14 protein-coding genes are annotated in these 15507 nt (G+C 63.2%); 5 read left to right on the top strand and 9 right to left on the bottom strand.

Going from position 1 to position 15507, the window contains the following annotated elements:
- Positions 1-27: 27 nt before the first annotated feature.
- On the bottom strand, positions 28-519 hold the full coding sequence (locus Q1A53_RS10225; protein ID WP_299965908.1) for a MarR family transcriptional regulator: 492 nt from the start codon (positions 517-519) through the stop codon (positions 28-30).
- 84 nt (positions 520-603) lie between these two features.
- Here Q1A53_RS10225 and Q1A53_RS10220 point away from each other — a divergent pair, with 84 nt between their 5' ends.
- Both Q1A53_RS10220 and Q1A53_RS10215 read left to right on the top strand, forming a co-directional pair.
- The gene (locus Q1A53_RS10220; RefSeq protein WP_299965905.1) at positions 604-1251 is read left to right on the top strand and encodes a hypothetical protein; all 648 of its coding nucleotides are present in this window, start codon (positions 604-606) and stop codon (positions 1249-1251) included.
- A 14-nt stretch (positions 1252-1265) separates the two neighbouring features.
- Complete coding sequence (locus Q1A53_RS10215) at positions 1266-1802, top strand: cytochrome b (protein ID WP_299965902.1); 537 nt, start codon at positions 1266-1268, stop codon at positions 1800-1802.
- A gap of 254 nt (positions 1803-2056) precedes the next feature.
- On the opposite strand, the gene Q1A53_RS10210 is transcribed toward Q1A53_RS10215, so the two are convergent.
- A complete protein-coding gene (locus tag Q1A53_RS10210) occupies positions 2057-3601 on the bottom strand; it encodes a helicase HerA-like domain-containing protein (protein WP_299965899.1) in 1545 nt (514 codons plus the stop codon).
- Between the two features lie 533 nt (positions 3602-4134).
- Here Q1A53_RS10210 and Q1A53_RS10205 point away from each other — a divergent pair.
- Entirely contained in the window at positions 4135-4785 is a 651-nt protein-coding gene (locus tag Q1A53_RS10205; RefSeq protein ID WP_299965897.1) for an invasion associated locus B family protein, read from the top strand.
- A gap of 207 nt (positions 4786-4992) precedes the next feature.
- Here Q1A53_RS10205 and Q1A53_RS10200 read toward each other — a convergent pair whose 3' ends face one another.
- The 4 genes from Q1A53_RS10200 to Q1A53_RS10185 are packed head-to-tail and all read right to left on the bottom strand — an operon-like array spanning position 4993 to position 9265.
- Positions 4993-6201, bottom strand: coding sequence for a beta-ketoacyl-[acyl-carrier-protein] synthase family protein (locus Q1A53_RS10200; protein WP_299965894.1), 1209 nt, complete (start codon positions 6199-6201; stop codon positions 4993-4995).
- Between the two features lie 5 nt (positions 6202-6206).
- Positions 6207-6464, bottom strand: coding sequence for an acyl carrier protein (locus Q1A53_RS10195; protein WP_299965891.1), 258 nt, complete (start codon positions 6462-6464; stop codon positions 6207-6209).
- 35 nt (positions 6465-6499) lie between these two features.
- A complete protein-coding gene (locus tag Q1A53_RS10190; protein WP_299965888.1) occupies positions 6500-7600 on the bottom strand; it encodes a UDP-3-O-(3-hydroxymyristoyl)glucosamine N-acyltransferase in 1101 nt (366 codons plus the stop codon).
- A gap of 39 nt (positions 7601-7639) precedes the next feature.
- Positions 7640-9265, bottom strand: a complete 1626-nt coding sequence (locus Q1A53_RS10185; protein WP_299965885.1) for a L,D-transpeptidase family protein — start codon at positions 9263-9265, stop codon at positions 7640-7642.
- 317 nt (positions 9266-9582) lie between these two features.
- Here Q1A53_RS10185 and Q1A53_RS10180 point away from each other — a divergent pair, with 317 nt between their 5' ends.
- Positions 9583-10128, top strand: a complete 546-nt coding sequence (locus tag Q1A53_RS10180) for a DUF882 domain-containing protein (protein ID WP_299965882.1) — start codon at positions 9583-9585, stop codon at positions 10126-10128.
- A 1391-nt stretch (positions 10129-11519) separates the two neighbouring features.
- Positions 11520-11657, top strand: a complete 138-nt coding sequence (locus Q1A53_RS10175; protein ID WP_299965878.1) for a hypothetical protein — start codon at positions 11520-11522, stop codon at positions 11655-11657.
- Positions 11658-11827: 170 nt separating this feature from the next.
- On the opposite strand, the gene Q1A53_RS10170 is transcribed toward Q1A53_RS10175, so the two are convergent.
- The 3 genes from Q1A53_RS10170 to Q1A53_RS10160 form a co-directional block, all read right to left on the bottom strand.
- The gene (locus Q1A53_RS10170) at positions 11828-12463 is read right to left on the bottom strand and encodes a response regulator (RefSeq protein WP_299965875.1); all 636 of its coding nucleotides are present in this window, start codon (positions 12461-12463) and stop codon (positions 11828-11830) included.
- Complete coding sequence (locus tag Q1A53_RS10165; RefSeq protein ID WP_299965872.1) at positions 12447-14792, bottom strand: ATP-binding protein; 2346 nt, start codon at positions 14790-14792, stop codon at positions 12447-12449. Before Q1A53_RS10165 ends, Q1A53_RS10170 begins: the two co-directional genes overlap by 17 nt.
- 153 nt (positions 14793-14945) lie before the next feature.
- On the bottom strand, positions 14946-15452 hold the full coding sequence (locus tag Q1A53_RS10160; protein ID WP_299965869.1) for a GAF domain-containing protein: 507 nt from the start codon (positions 15450-15452) through the stop codon (positions 14946-14948).
- Positions 15453-15507 lie beyond the last annotated feature (55 nt).

The raw sequence follows: 15507 nt of genomic DNA, 5'->3' as shown, positions 1-15507 counted from the left end.
GAAAATTTCTGAACTATTTTCGCGGGGTCAGGTTCGGCGTCGGTTATCCACATCGGCTTTATGCGGTTTGCCTGCTTTCAGAGCTTTGGCCGGTGGCCGTCCACCCAAGGCGTCACGCAAGCCGAAAGCCAGCGACGCCAGTTGCCCCGCATTCTCCGCCCCGATTGCGTTTTCAATGATCCTGTCCACGTTCCGCCAGGCCTTGCGCACGTCAGACAGGAGAGCGCGGCCTTTTTCGGTCAATTCCAGCGTATTGGTTCGACGCTCATCAGGATCCACGGTGCGCAGGACATAGCCGCCCTGCACCAGCCGCTGCGTCATCGTGCTCATGCTGGCTGGCGACACATCGAATGCCCGCGCGAGATCGACCTGGCTGCTTGTGCCTGCGTGATCGAGCGCGTCGAGAAGGCGGGCTTGCCGAGGCCGCAGCCCCAGCGGTTCAAGTTCGATCCGCAGGTGCTGTTCGATCAAATCAGCGGAATGCAACAGGGCGTGGAGTTTAAGAGATTTACGCAACATACTAACAGTTAGTATACTAACTACGAATCGAGATCAACTTGCGGTCTGAGGTGAGGTTTCGTGATAGTGCGCATGGCAAAAAGCATGCAGCGTGGTTGTCTGGTGGTGGAACCGCCAGCGCACGCGCGCAACCGGCTTCAAAAAGTCGAGACGTTTCTGACGGGCGCGCAGATCATGTCGCCTCCGGCGGGGATTGGGCGCGCTGTGACAGACGGCATGAAGACACCCGGTTTCAGCGTGACGGTGAAAGCGGAGCCTCGGATCCGTGTGACCGGTCCCAGGTATCCTCAACCGACGCAAGACACCGCGGAAAGAGGCGGCATTGGGTTTGATGAGGGGATGAGGCCGGTGAATGCCATCCTCAAGGCTTACACCATGGCGCCTTTCGATGAGTGCGGCAGACATGGAAACCCGCATGTCGGGGATCACTGCCGTGCGGTGACCGATCGCCTGTTCAGGACCGCCAGGAAGATCGACACGGGGGAAGGCGCTGAGGTTGGGATCTGGATGGATGAGTATCCGATCCCGGAGCAGCGACTGCCCGATGGCGCCACACCTGTCGGGTTGGATGACTGCTGTGGGCACGCCGATGCCTGCGGGGTGTATCATGGTCACGCAAACGACGCTGGCCCAAACGCGATGTTGCCCGGTCCGGGGGCGCAGTCGGGTTGCGGGGTGACAGACCCGAAAGAGGGGTGTGACGCCAGCGCACCGCCCCGTTGGCGCGCATAGAAGGGATCCTGAAAGTGCCAGAGACAAAAGAGTACAGTTCTGTTTCGCGTTTCAATCACTGGATCGTCGCCATCGCCATGATCGGTATGCTCGGATTCGGTCTATACCTCGAATTCGGGGGGCTTGAGCGCGAAGCCAAGCGACCGCTCGTTGGTATCCATCGATCAATCGGCGTGCTCGTGTTGACCTTTGGTATTTGGCGGGTCGGATGGCGTTTGGGTCAGGGGTTTCCTGCCCCCGTTGCCGCCATGCCTGACTGGCAGCTACGGGGTGCAAAGGCCGTCCATTGGTCGCTGCTCGCCGGGATTGTGATCATGCCAGCGTCCGGCATCGTCTTTACAGTCTTTCGGGGCAATCCGGTTTCGGTTTTCGGCTGGTTCGAGATTCCGGCGCAATCCGAGATTTCGTGGATCGTGTCTGTCGCATCGGCGTTACACACCTATGTCGGGTATCTTCTGGTCGCGGTGGTGGTGCTGCACGTCGGGGCGGCCCTCAAGCACCATTTCATTGATCGTGACACGACGCTGCGCCGGATGATGTCCGGCAATTGACGCACCTATGCAAGCGTCGCCGGGATCGTCTCGCGGACCGGGGGTCACGTTCTTGATCGGGCTCCGAGGGATCTCCGCAACGTAGGGAGAATGAAAGGGATGATCACGCTGGCTGATGCGTCCCGCGTCGGTCTGTCGCGGCGCGGAAGATGACGGCTATCCAGCGTTTTTCGGGGAGATCTGAAGCAACGGCAATGGCGCAGCGGTCGGGGCAGTTCGGGTTCGTTGCCGCCGGTCGCCGGACAACCGCCCGTTCACCGCCCCTTGAACAACCCGCCCAGGATGCCGCGGACGAGGCGGCGGCCGGTGGTGCCGGAAAGCTCCTTGATCACGGCACCGGCCAGCGCGCCGCCCAGGGTTTTGCTCTGACGACGCGAACTGCGGGCCGACGAGCGGGGGACGCGGCTGCCGGAGTAGCGGCGGGCGGCGTTGAACTCGCGGGCCTGGGCGGAGGTTTCCTCGGCCTGCTCTTCGGCTTTTTCGGCCTCCGCCGCGGCCTGCTGGCTGCGCTGTTGCAGGATCTCGTAGGCGGACTGGCGGTCCACTGGCGTGTCGTATTTGCCGCCCATGTCGGAGGCCGCGAGCACCGCCGCGCGTTCGGCCTTGGTGATCGGCCCCAGTTGCGAGGACGGGGGCCGAATGAGTGTGCGTTCGACCACGCCCGGCACGCCCTTGCGCTGCAGCATCGAGGTCACCGCTTCGCCCACACCGACGGCGCGAATGGCCTCTTCGGTGTCGAAGGCGGGGTTCTCTCGGTAGGTTTCGGCGGCCAGACGCAGCTCCTTGCGGTCCTTGGCAGTGAAGGCGCGCAGCGCGTGCTGGATGCGGTTGCCGAGCTGGCCGAGGATGTCTTCGGGCACATCCGCCGGGTTCTGGGTGATGAAGTAGACGCCAACGCCCTTGGAGCGGATCAGGCGCGCGACCTGCTCGACCTTGTCCACCAGCGCCTTGGGGGCGTCGTCAAAGAGCAGGTGTGCTTCGTCGAAGAAGAAGACCAGCTTGGGTTTGTCGGGATCGCCCACCTCGGGCAGCTCCTCGAAAAGCTCCGACAGCAGCCAGAGCAGAAAGGTGGCGTAGAGCCCGGGCGCGCCCATCAGCTTGTCGGCGGCCAGGATGTTGATGCGGCCGCGGCCATCAGCATCCACGCGCATGAGATCGCTGAGCGCCAGCGCGGGCTCACCAAAGAGCCCTGCCCCGCCCTGGTTCTCCAGCACCAGCAACCGGCGCTGGATGGCGCCGATGGAGGCTGAGGAGACATTGCCGTAGCGCAGGGACAGATCGCGCGCATTCTCGCCGATCCAGACCAGCAGGGATTGCAGATCCTTCAGATCGAGCAGCGGCAGCGCATCCTCGTCGGCGACGCGAAAGGCGATGTTGAGGATCCCCTCCTGCGCCTCTGTCAGCTCCAGCAGACGGGCGAGCAGGAGCGGCCCCATCTCGGAGACCGTGGTGCGCACGGGATGGCCCTGATCCCCGAAGAGATCCCAGAAGGTGACCGGAAAGGCGGCGTAGGCGAAGTCGGAAAACCCGATGGTGCCTGCACGCTCGGTAAAGGGGCCGTGGAGCTTGTGCCCGGCACTGCCGGATTTGGCGAGGCCCGAGAGATCCCCTTTGACATCGGAGAGGAACACCGGGACACCTGCGGCGGAAAAACCCTCGGCCAGGATCTGCAGGGTCACGGTCTTGCCGGTGCCGGTGGCTCCCGCGATCAGACCGTGGCGGTTGGCGTAGCCCAGATCGAGAAACTGCTGGGTGCCGTAACCCGCGCCCCCGCCGCCGATGAAGATGCCCGATGTCATGCGCCTGCTCCCTTTTTGGTCCAATCTCCTGCGCCGACCATAGGATGTTAACCTTTAAGCGCCATAGTGAAGTTGTTCGGACCAGATTTCATGTCCTTTCCGGTTCGGACATCCTCCCTGTTTGACTGGCCGTGCCGTTCGTCGGTACGGCCTTTTTTCCTTGCCCACTCAACCCTTGCGGGATGTGTTTACCGTAGTACGCGAAGGACGAGTTTGCTGTTGACGCGGCGCATGCCGTTTCGTAGCGTACGTCGCAATAAGTCGGCCAGTCCGACGGGGAGAAAAAAATACCGGAAGGGGATGCCTTGTGCATCCCTTTCTTATGTCAGGGCCTTGGATGCGGTCGACGGGTGGGCAGCCTTTGTCTGACGCGCGCATTGCCCGAAGAGCTTGCGGGGCCGGAAATGCCCGCTCCTTGCAGAATCCCCGCTCTCCCAAAAATGATGGCATGCCATGTGGGTTTCCCGCCGACTGGGCCTGACAGTCGCGCAGACCCATGCTAGAGCGGGGAAAGTCCAGCGAACGGAGCGATCATGCCGACACCCACGCCTTTCTCCCTTGCCCTGAGTTTTGCCGCGCTGATGGCGCTGAGCGCCGCACCGGTGCTGGCCCAGAGCGACAGCACCGAGACGCCGCCCGCGGCAACAGATGCCCCCGCGGACGACGACGCGCCCGCACCCGGTGTCCCCGATGGGCTGAGCCTGGGCGAAGAGGTCACCGACGAGCCACAGGTGGGTCAGACGTACATTGGCCAGAAATTCGGTGACTGGAGCATGCGCTGCATCCGCACGGAGAGCGGTGATGATCCGTGCCAGATGTACCAGTTCCTGGTGGATGACGAAGAGACACCGCTGGCGGAGGTATCGCTCTTTCGCTTGCCCGAGGGCGGGCAGGCGGTGGCCGGAGCGACGGTGATCGTCCCTCTGGAGACATCGCTCGCGGCACAGTTGTCGATCAGGATCGATGAAAATCCGGTGCGCCGCTATCCCTTTGCCTTTTGCAACCAGATCGGCTGTTACGCGCGGCTGGGTCTGACGGAGGCGGATGTGACCGCCTTCAAACGCGGGGGTCGTGCGGTGCTGACAATCGTGCCGGTCATGGCGCCCGATCAGCAGGTGAACATCCCCATGTCGCTGAGCGGCTTCACCGCCAGCTATGACGTGGTGTCCGTGATCGACCAGTAAGGCAGCGCGCCTTCTTGGGATGCCCGCGCTGTCGGTGATCGTGCCGGTTCTGGCGGATCCTCCGGCACCGGACAGGCGGTGATCGCGTTTTGCGCGCCCTTGGGCGGGGAGAAGCCCCCTCCCCTCCATCGAGGAGGGTCGGGGGCTGCCCGGCCTTGGGGCCGGGTGGCGGCAGAGGTCATAGGCAGGGTGCCCTGTGCCCGACGGTCAGACCGCGCGCAGAGCCACCACGGCGTTCATGCCGCCAAAGGCAAAGGCATTGGACAGCGCGACGGTGACGGCCGCCTCGCGCGCCTCATTCGGCACCACGTCGAGCGCGCATTCCGGGTCCGGTTCCTCATAGCCGATGGTGGGCGCGATCACACCGTCGCGCAGGGCCATGATGCAGGCCAGAAGCTCGACCGCGCCTGTGCCGCCGATGAGATGGCCGTGCATGGATTTGGTGGAGGAGATCATCAGCTTGTCCGCGTGCGGTCCGAAGACATCCGCAACAGCGGCGCATTCGGTCTTGTCATTGGCCGCCGTCCCGGTGCCGTGGGCATTGATGTATCCCACCTCTGACCGGTCGATGCGCGCATCGGCCAGCGCGCCCGCCATCGCCCGCGCGGCCCCGTTCTTGGAGGGCATGACGATGTCGCTGGCATCCGAGGACATGGCAAAGCCCGCCACCTCGCAGAGGATCTGCGCGCCACGGGCACGGGCGTGGTCGTAATCCTCGAAGACGAAGACCCCTGCCCCCTCGCCCTGCACCATCCCGTTGCGGTTGGCGGAGAACGGGCGGCAGGCATCGCGGCTCATCACGCGCAGACCTTCCCAGGCCTTGACGCCCCCGAAGCACAGCATCGATTCCGAGCCGCCGGTGATCATCACCGGGGCCATACCCGCGCGGACCATCGCAAAGGCCTGCGCCATGGCGTGGTTGGAGGACGCGCAGGCAGTCGAGACGGTGAAGGACGGGCCCTTGAGGTTGTGCTCCATGCTGACATGGCAGGCAGCGGCATTGTTCATCAGCTTGGGCACCACGAAGGGGTGCACACGGTTCTTGCCGTCCTCATAGACGGAGCGGTAGTTGTCGTCCCAGGTGCTGACGCCGCCGCCAGCGGTGCCCAGCACGACGCCGGATTTCGCCGCAAGCTCGCCGGAAAAGCTCAGGCCCGACTGGTCGATCGCCTCCTTTGCCGCGGCCAGGGTGAACTGGGTGAAGCGGTCATAGAGCGACATCTGCTGGCGGTTGTAGCGACCTTCGGCCTCGAACCCCCGTACCTGACCGCCGATCTGGATGGAGAGCCGGTCCACATCGCGCAGCTCCAGCGCGCCGATGCCGCAGACCCCTTCGCGCATGGCCGCCAGCGTGCCGGGCACGTCATGGCCCAGAGCGTTGATCGTCCCGGCCCCGGTGATGACGACGCGGTTCACCGGCGTCAGCTCTGCTCGGCGCGCAGCCGTTCGATGCCTGCGATGATGGAGGACACGGTGGAGATGTCGAAATCCGAGGCCTGCGGGTCGTTGGCATTGAAAGGCACCGAGATGTCGAAGGCCTCTTCGATGGCGAAGATGCTTTCAACCAGACCCAGGCTGTCGATCCCGAGGCTTTCCGGCGTGCTGTCCATGGTCACATCCGAGGGGTCCAGCACGGCCTGTTCGGCAATGATGGCGATGACTTGATCCTTGGTGCTCATGGCGCGGTCCTCCGGGGCGTCACTTGATCTGGGATTTAGTCACTTGCGCCCGATTTGAAAACCGCTTTCTGGAGGGCCGCGATGTCGCGCATGAGGCGCGGCAGGCGGCGGCTGGCCTTGTAGGTCTCGATATGGGTGTCCATCTTGACCGCCGGGTATCCCAGCACGGAGCGCCCCGCGGGCACGTTGGACATCAGCTTGCTGCCGCCGCCCGCGATCACGCCGTCACCGATGAAGATATTGTCGCTGACGCCCACCTGACCGCCGAGCACCACGAAGTTGCCGATGTCCACGGAACCCGCGATGCCCACGCAGCCGCAGATCAGGCAATCGGTGCCGATGGTGCAGTTGTGGCCGATGTGCACGAGGTTGTCGATCTTGGTGCGGTCGCCCACCACCGTGTCGCGGATGGTGCCGCAGTCGATCACCGCGTTCATGCCGATCTCGATGTCGTCGCCGAGGGTGACCGCGCCCAGCGAGTGGATGCGGGTCCACGATTGGCCTGCCGCGTCCTGCCGGTCGCCCAGCGTGCTGCGCGTGGCCTCCACCGCGGAGCGTTCGGGCGTGACGAAGGAAAAGCCGTCACCGCCGATGCGCGCACCGGGTTGTGCGATAAAGCGCGCGCCGATGCTCACCCGCGCGCCGATGCTGACGCCCTCGCGCAGAAAGGCGCCCGGCCCCAGCGTGGCGTTCCAGCCGATGAAGCATTGCGGCCCGATGATGGATCCCGCACCGATGCGCGCGCCGGGGCCGATGACCGTGAAGGGGCCGATATGGACCCCCTCGCCCAGCTCTGCCGAGGGGTCGATGATGGCCGCGGGATGGATCCCGGTGCCGAACCCCTGCCCCGGATCGAGCAACCGCGTCACACCGGACATGGCATAGCGGGGCCGGTTCGGGATGATGGCAGCCTTGAGCCCGAGCGCCTGCCAATCGGCACCGTCCCACAGCAAGCCCACCTGCGCCTGCCCTGCGCTCAGCGCGTCAGCGTAGCGTTGGCTGGTGGCGATGGCCAGATCGCCCGCGCGGGCGGTCTGTGGTTCCGCCGCGCGGGCGATGCGCAGGGTGGTGTCGCCGTGGGCGGTCGCCCCCAAGGCGGTCGCGATCTCGGCGACGCTGTGGCTTTTGCTCGTCATGGCAGCGGCTCTCTTCCCGGGGGTTGGTCCCGGGCAGATTTAGCCCTGAACCGCGCGCAATGCCACCCCGCTCTTGGCCAGCGCATCCCAGATCTTGCCGTCACGACCGTAGATGTCGCGGCGGAACTGGGGGCGGCCTTTGCCGTCCACAAAGGCGGTGCGGTAGATGATGTGGACCGGCACGGGCGTCTCCAGGTTCACCTGCTGTTCGCGCCCGGTGGCCAGTTTGGACTGAAAGAAGCCCTCGGGGTCGGACGTCTGTTTGGCCAGCAGCGCGTAGGCAAAGTCAAACGGATCGGCCAGCCGGATGCAGCCGTGGCTATAGGCGCGGACCTCGCGGCCAAAGAGACTCTTGGCCGGGGTGTCGTGCAGGTAGATGTTGTATTTGTTGGGGAACATGAATTTCACCAGCCCCAGAGCGTTGCCCTGATTGGGTGGCTCACGCATGGAAAACGGGAAGGTGCGTGCGGTGAACTGGGTGAAATCCACCGCCGAGCGGTCGATGCGGCGGCCATTGCGGTCGGTGATCTCCAGATGGCTGACCGCGTTGGGGTTGGCCTTCAGCTCGGGCAGATACTCCTTGGTCGCGATGGAGCGGGGCACGTACCAGCTGGGGTTGATCACCATGAACTCCATCACATCGGAGAATTCGGGCGACTGCCGGTCGCTGGCGCGATGCCCGATCACGGAGCGGGTCTCGAAGGTGGTCTTGCCGCCATCGATGATCTTGGCGCTGAAATCAGTGAGGTTGACCTCCACGTGCCTGTCGCCCCGGTCGCGGTTGACCCAGCGTTCGCGTTCCATGGCAACGATCACCGACTGCAGGCGGGTCGCGACGGGGGTGTTGATCTCGGTCAGGGTCCCGGGGCCGGCCACGCCGTCCTGCGCCAGACCGTGGGCCGCCTGAAAGGCCTGCACGGCGCTCTGGAGGGCCGCATCATAGGTGGGCGCGGCGCTGCGCCCCATATAGCCCATCCGCACCAGCCGGTCGCGCAGTGCAACGACCTGCGGCCCCGAGGCGCCCGGCTTCAGCGTCTCCGACGGGCCCGCAGGCCCCCAGCCACCGGCCGCCAGCAGACGCTCGAGCCGCAACTTTTCCTTCATCAGTGCGGTGTATTCGCGGGTCTGCGGCGGCAAGGCGCGGAAAAACCCTTTGACCGAGGATTTGGTCAGATTGGTGAGGTAGGATGTCCGGTCGCGATAGGGGATGCTCCGCACGATGGCGCTGTCGATGCGGCTGGGCACGAGCAGCCCGGTCTGCACATCGCGGGCGTATTGCAGGAAAATGCGGCTCATTTCAACGTCGAGCAGGCCCAGTTCGCGCGGTGTACGTGCTGTCTGCATCCGGGCCTGCAAGCCGGGCAGGTCGTAGCGCGCGGCGGGCAGACCATGCGCGTCAACCCCGGCGAGCGCCTTGAGCAGTGCCGCACGACGCTGCCGGTCCTCTCCCCGCGCGGTCCAGATGCCACGGTAGCCGTTGGCCTTGTAAAAGGCGGCAATGTCCGCGTCATCGCTGGCTGCTTCGGCCACGGCCTGCCGGAACGCGGTATCCTGCGCGGCGGCGGGCCCCGGCACGGTGGCCCACAGGAGCATGGCAAACACCAGCAGGGCACGGGCGACAACAAGCCGGTGGCGGGACAACGCAAATACCATTTCAAACCTCATGAACAAATAGTTAACACGGGTTTTGGCCAGCCTGCCGCACCGCTGTCCAATAACATTTCACGGCACGGTCAAGGAAAACTGAACGTGATGCACGGTTGCATCGTGTTCAGACCGAAATTCAACCACGCCACGAACTGGCAATATTTTGCCTAAAATTGTGTGCAAACAACCACATCCGCTTTCAGCACTTGGTTAACAATCGGCGCTATGCCATACCTCATGTTGCATCTGGGGATGAGATGACACCCTCGTGTAACATCACGGGTAAAGGCAGTATACGGGGCGAAAACCATATGACGACAGGCAGCTCATTGAGTATGTCTCGCCGCACCTTGCTGGGTGCATTTGCGGCGACGGCGATCACGGCAGCACCGACTTTTGGCAATGCGGCGGGGTTTCTTCGCGGCGCCGGTGATATCAGACGGATCAAGATGTACTCGGGCCGGACGGGCGAGCGCATCGATATGATCTACTGGATCGAGGGCGAATATGTCCGCGAATCCGTGAAGGAAATCAATCATTTCATGCGCGACTGGCGGACCGATGGTGTGAAATCCATGGATCTGCGCACCATCGACATCATGTCGGCGGCACATAATCTGCTTGATGCGTCCGAGCCTTACATGCTGCTGTCTGGGTATCGCAGTCCGCAGACCAACGCGATGCTGCGGTCGCGCAGCCGCGGTGTGGCCAAGAACTCGTTGCACATGAAAGGCCAGGCGGCGGACCTGCGGCTATCGAGCCGCTCCGTCGGTCAGCTGGCCCGTGCCGCGCGCGCCTGCAAAGGCGGTGGAGTTGGTAAATACTCGCGGTCCAATTTTGTCCATATGGACTGCGGTGTGGTCCGCAGCTGGGGGCGATAACGCCCTCAGGTCGGCCCGGAAATCGGACGGGTTTTCGATGCCTTTATAGAGCATTTTACCTGTATCACGGCTTTTTGCGCAGAGCTGATTGAGCATCGTCAGCTGACAAATTTGGCGGTTACAGCAGACGTTGCGCCTTTTCGACCACGGTACCACACGGCAAATCCCTGGGGAGAGAGACCGGCAGCGTTGCAATCCGATCGTGTGCATCGAACTGCAACGCATATCCGGGTAGGCCAAGTCATACGCACTCGAAACAAACCGGCTGTAAAATCTCACGTCAAAATAGGTCATTCGTCAAAAGCGAAATGAACACTCGGTACCGGGTCGCCGTAACCAAAACCGACACTCCCTTACACCCACACTGTGCCGGCAAAATGCAGCAAAAGCCGGTTGGTCACAATTGGCGTCTTTGCCTAGGCAAGACTGCCTAGCGCAATTCGCCCGTGGCGTGTATGAGAAATGCCTCGAGGCCTAGGCGATCTGGGCAAAAGAGCGGCTTCCCACGCACCCGACTTACCGGCGCATGACATGGGTTTGGCGCATGTGGTTAGGTCCACAAGGCCCGGTTCGAGTATCAACCACAATACACGCTCAAGGCTTGTTCCGCGCAACAGCGTCGAGGCAGGTCGCATCTCCCCGCAAGATATGCTGCAACAGCGAATGCAGACACCGGTGCGATGATGTTGAAACCGTGCCAGTAATCACGATGGCTCCTACTTTCTGTAAAGGAACAGGCGGATGCTGCGGATTGCACATCTCTTCTGTTGCGCCCTTAAGCGGCTGGGGAGCAGGAGCCCGCACGATCGACCGCAGATCGTCCGTTTTCAGGTCAGAGCAGCATAGGATGGGTTCGGCGAGAGGCTCGGCGACCGGCGATTAGACCTTTCCGCCACCGTGGACGGCCTAAGCAAAACGGCTTGATTGTCGGACTGCGCGCATCTGCTTTCCTCGCTGTCGCTGGGCCGGGTGCTCCAAGAAAGCTGCGCGGCCCAGGGCGATAGGTCCGCTGTAGCCCCCCTTCGACCCAGATTTCCCCGGTTGGTGATCCACCGGCGGCAGGGCATCGGGTGCGGGTACCGAAGCAGGACGGGATGACAGGCGCGGTGGCCGACGGGCTCTCCTGTCGATATCAAATCGGTGAAGGGCGGCCCATGTCGCGCTGCGCCGTCGCCTGAGACTGCCTAGAGTTCTAACCGTTCAGCGCTCCCCGCCGATACCAACCGGGCGTTCCGTGCAAGGCCACGGAAATCCCTTTGCACGAAAAACTCGGGATACCGCGCGCCGATTGATGACGCTGAGCGCAGCGTAGATTCGACGCATGGGCTTTCACATGATGTTGGCGGCTATCTCACATGGTCCGACCCCTTGAGGAAAGCATTGAAGGATCGGTGATCGTCATCCTGTCGGCACGATCGAACGCGGTGCCTGACAGCAGTTTTGCGCACATCTCAAAGATCGCGCACATCCTTGAGCGTGCTGCAAAAAAAGCGGCGGCGCGCGTGACCGAGGATGGTTGCCTTACATGAACACCGAAATGCGAGAGCTCCAAACGCACCGAGACTGGACCCGCGCGGCTACACCCGGTTGATCAGTCGCTTTGGTCGAACCGACGTGTTGGCATTCTGTCGCGCGCCTGCGCCTCACCGGGTCGCAAGGCCCAAACCGGGTCCAGATCCAGTCCACCGCCCGGCCCCGCTCAGCGCTTTTCGACCAGCCGGGTTGTGATGGCGAGGTCAATCAGCTCCGCCACGGAGTTCACCCGCATCTTCTCCAAGATGCGGGCCCGGTGATGATCGACGGTGCGCGGGCTGATGTCGAGCTGTCGCGCCACGTCCTTGCTGGTGGCGCTGGACGGATTGGAGACGAAGATACCCGCAATCTCGCGCTCACGCTCGGTGAGCCGATCAAAGCGGGCCTTGGCCGTCCGCGCCTTGTCCTGCCCTCGACGGCGGCGGGCATCAAGCTCAAGTGCTGCATCAACTTGTGCCAGTAACACTTCCTGTTTGAATGGTTTTTCCAGAAAATCAAGTGCGCCCAGCTTCATCGCCCGCACGGATTCCGGCACCCCACCGTGGCCGGTGATAAAGATCACCGGGAGCGCGTACCCCTTCGTGATCAGAAGCTCCTGCAACTCCAGCCCCGTCATTTCGGGCAAACCGTAGTCCAGGATCAGACAGCCCGGTTGCTCCGGATCGTAGCCCTCCAGAAAAGCCTGGGCAGAGGCGAAAACCGATGTCTCGTACCCCCTCAGCCGCAGCGCGCGTGACAGGGACGTGCGGATGTCCTCATCATCATCGACGATGAAAACACACGGTTCAGGCGCTGACGGCATCGTGCACCCCCTTGGGCATCCTGGGCATCAACCGCGGCAGGGTAAAACAGAACTCGGACAGCCCGTCGGGATCCAGCCGGAACCAGAGCCGGCCGCCGTGCGCCTCCACGATGGACCGGCAGATCGACAGGCCGAGGCCCATGCCGTCCTCCTTGGTGGTCTCGAACTGCTCGAAGGGGCGCGCGCCGGGGGCAAAGCCGGGGCCGGTATCGGTGATGGACACTGTGAGCCCGGCCTGTGTCTCCTCGCCGCTGATCCAGATGATCCGCCTTTGCCCACCGCCTTCCGCGATGGCCTCGATGGCGTTGCGCAAGAGGTTCAGCAGGACCTGCGCGATCTGCACCCGGCTGCCGTAGACCGGCTCGATCTCGGGGAGCCGGATGCGGATGCTGACCCCCTGATCGCGCGCCTCTGAGCGGATGAGATGCAGTGTTTGCTCGGTCAGCTCCGCGAAATCGAAATTCATCTTGCCGACACCGTCCTTTTTCACGAAGCCCCGCAGGGCGCGGATGATGTCACCCGCCCGGTGGGCATGACGGTCGGTCTCTTCGAGGATGGTCTTGAGCTCACCGATGTCGGATCCAGCCTTGTTCAGCGCGAAAAGCGCGCTGTCCATGTTCTGGGTGATGGCCAGCAGCGGTTGGTTGAGCTCATGGGCGAGGCTGGTCGCCATCTGCCCCATCATGTTGACCCGCGCGGAATGCGACAGATCTCGGTTGAGCCGTTCAATCTGACGGTCGGCTGCCTTGCGCTCGGTGATGTCATCGACGGTCAGCACCGCGTGCTGGATCACCCCCGCCTCATCGCGGATCGCGATCACGTTCTCGTTCACCCAGATCACACTGCCATCTTTGCGCCGCAAGCGCTTTTCGTGCAGGTATTCCGACCGGGCGGTATCGTCCTCCTTCTCGAAAATCGCGGCGACCGGATCATCTGGGTGCGAGATATCCTGCACCCGCATGCCGCGCAGCTCCGCAGCGGTGTAGCCCAGCATGTCGGCCAGCTTGGCATTGGTGCGCATCAGCTGTCCCGTCCCGGCGGCAACCTGCGCCATTCCACTGGACGCCAGATCAAAGGTGCGCCCGAACTCGGTCTCGGATTTGCGCCGCTCGGCGATGGCCTGAACGAGGGTCTCGTTGGCGCGTTCCAACTCCCGGTAGGTGCGGGGCAGCGGATCGCTGGCGGAAACCTCACCCTGGCTGACCAGTGAGGCACGCACCGCAAAAGCGCGCACCGGCTTGTGAATGAGATGCGCCAGCGCCAGCCCACACACAGCGGTGATCAGGGCGATGGCCGCCGCAATCCAGATGTTCTGGGTTCGGTTGGCCTTGATTTCACCGGTAAAATCGGATTCGGGCGCATAGACGGCGATGGTCCAGGGCAGTTGCGGGCTGATCGCCGGCATCACCTTGGAGACATAGCTTTTCCCGTCGTTCACAAACTGCAGCGACACCTCTTCCGAGATCGAGATATCGCCGTCTCGGCCCAGCCAGCCGAAGGCGGCGCGCGCCACCGGGTCGCCGATTTCATCTATGCTGGTGAAGCGAAAGCTGCCGTCAGGGTTGGCCGTCCGGATCAGATGGCTGTCCGGGTGCGCGATCACGTCGCCATTGCGGTTGAGGATCAGCGCAGCACCGTTGTCGCCCACGTTCAGCTGCGACAGAAATCCGGAGATGGCTTCAATGCCGATATCGACACCCACGACCCCCTTCAACTCACCGGTATTGCCGAAAACCGGCGAGGCCGCCGTGATCCCGGGGGTCTGGGACGTGAAGAAGATATAGGGATCTGTCCAGATGCTGGTCTGCTGCGCCTTAGCGGTTTGATACCACAGGCGGCGGCGCGGATCGAAGGTATCGGTGGGATCCTGTCGGGCGAGCATGATGTTGTAGTCATCGTCACGCCAGATCAGCTGCGTGCTGCGGGCGTCGTCGTTGCGGCGCACGATCTTTGTACGGAACGGCCCCGGCCCCTTGCTGCGCATCACATAGACGAAGTTTCCCGCCTCATCCCCGTAAAAAAGCCCGGCGAACTGCGGCGAGATCTGCAGCTGCTGGAACAGCAGCTTTTCCAGCTGCGCGGTGTTCTCGCTGACGATCACATCCGTCTCAGCCAGTCGGGTGGCAAGCTCTGCGGCACCCTTGGCGGGTTGCAGGAATTCGCGCGCGTGGGTGATCGTGTTGACCCCTACATCGCTGAGCAGATCGCCCGCGTGTTCAAGCAGCACCTTTTGCGACGTCAGAAAAGAAGAGAACACGACCGTGGTCACAGCCACGAACTGCAGCCCCGCCAGACAGAGCGCGAGGATCATGCCGAGCGATAGCTTCATACCCCCGCTATCCACCGCAGTGACGGGCATCTCGCCATCCAAGGCTCGTCGGTGCGGAAGAGGTCGGTGCCCATCCCGTCAGTCGTCGCCGCATGTCATGTCGGTTTTCGTACCCGTACCGTTTCTCTTATTGAACGATATTGTTACATAATTTCAGAAAAACGACAGCCGACGAAGGTCTAACTGAGCAACTATTTGCGCAATCATGGCGCAGTCCTGCGCCGTCCAGCGACGTACAACCGTGTCAATGGCGCACATGACGCCCAAGAGCGCGCCATCCGCGTCGCGGATCGGTGCCCCGAGGAACGCTCGCAGGCGATGCCCGGACAGCACCTCGGCCCGGCGGATCAGCGGATGGGCGTAGATGTCATCAACGGCCAGCGGTGCGTAGAGGGACGCAACCTGTGCTGAAAGCAGCAAGGCCTGACCGTGCATGACGTCATCGTGCAGCAGCGGGCGACCACCGGCGGGTTGGCCAATGGTCAGGTCAAGTTCACGGGCAGAGAACAGATAGGCCGCCTTGGCATCGACCCCGATGGTCAACAAATGCAGGGCGATGCGCGCGTTCTCACCGGCACCGCCGCCGACTGTGTCCTTCGGGGGGCGCCCCGAGGGCGCGTCACGGGACCCCGGGGGGCCCGGCTTGGCATGGCTGATCACGCACATCCTCCGGCGATATCCGACACGGGAGAATGTGCCCGAAAGCGAAACGCGC

Origin of the sequence: uncultured Roseobacter sp. (genome assembly GCF_947496515.1) — a bacterium.
In the GTDB taxonomy this organism is placed as follows: Bacteria; Pseudomonadota; Alphaproteobacteria; order Rhodobacterales; family Rhodobacteraceae; genus Roseobacter.
The sequence above is the reverse complement of the archived record's forward strand: the minus strand, read 5'-3'. Positions and strand labels throughout refer to the sequence as shown.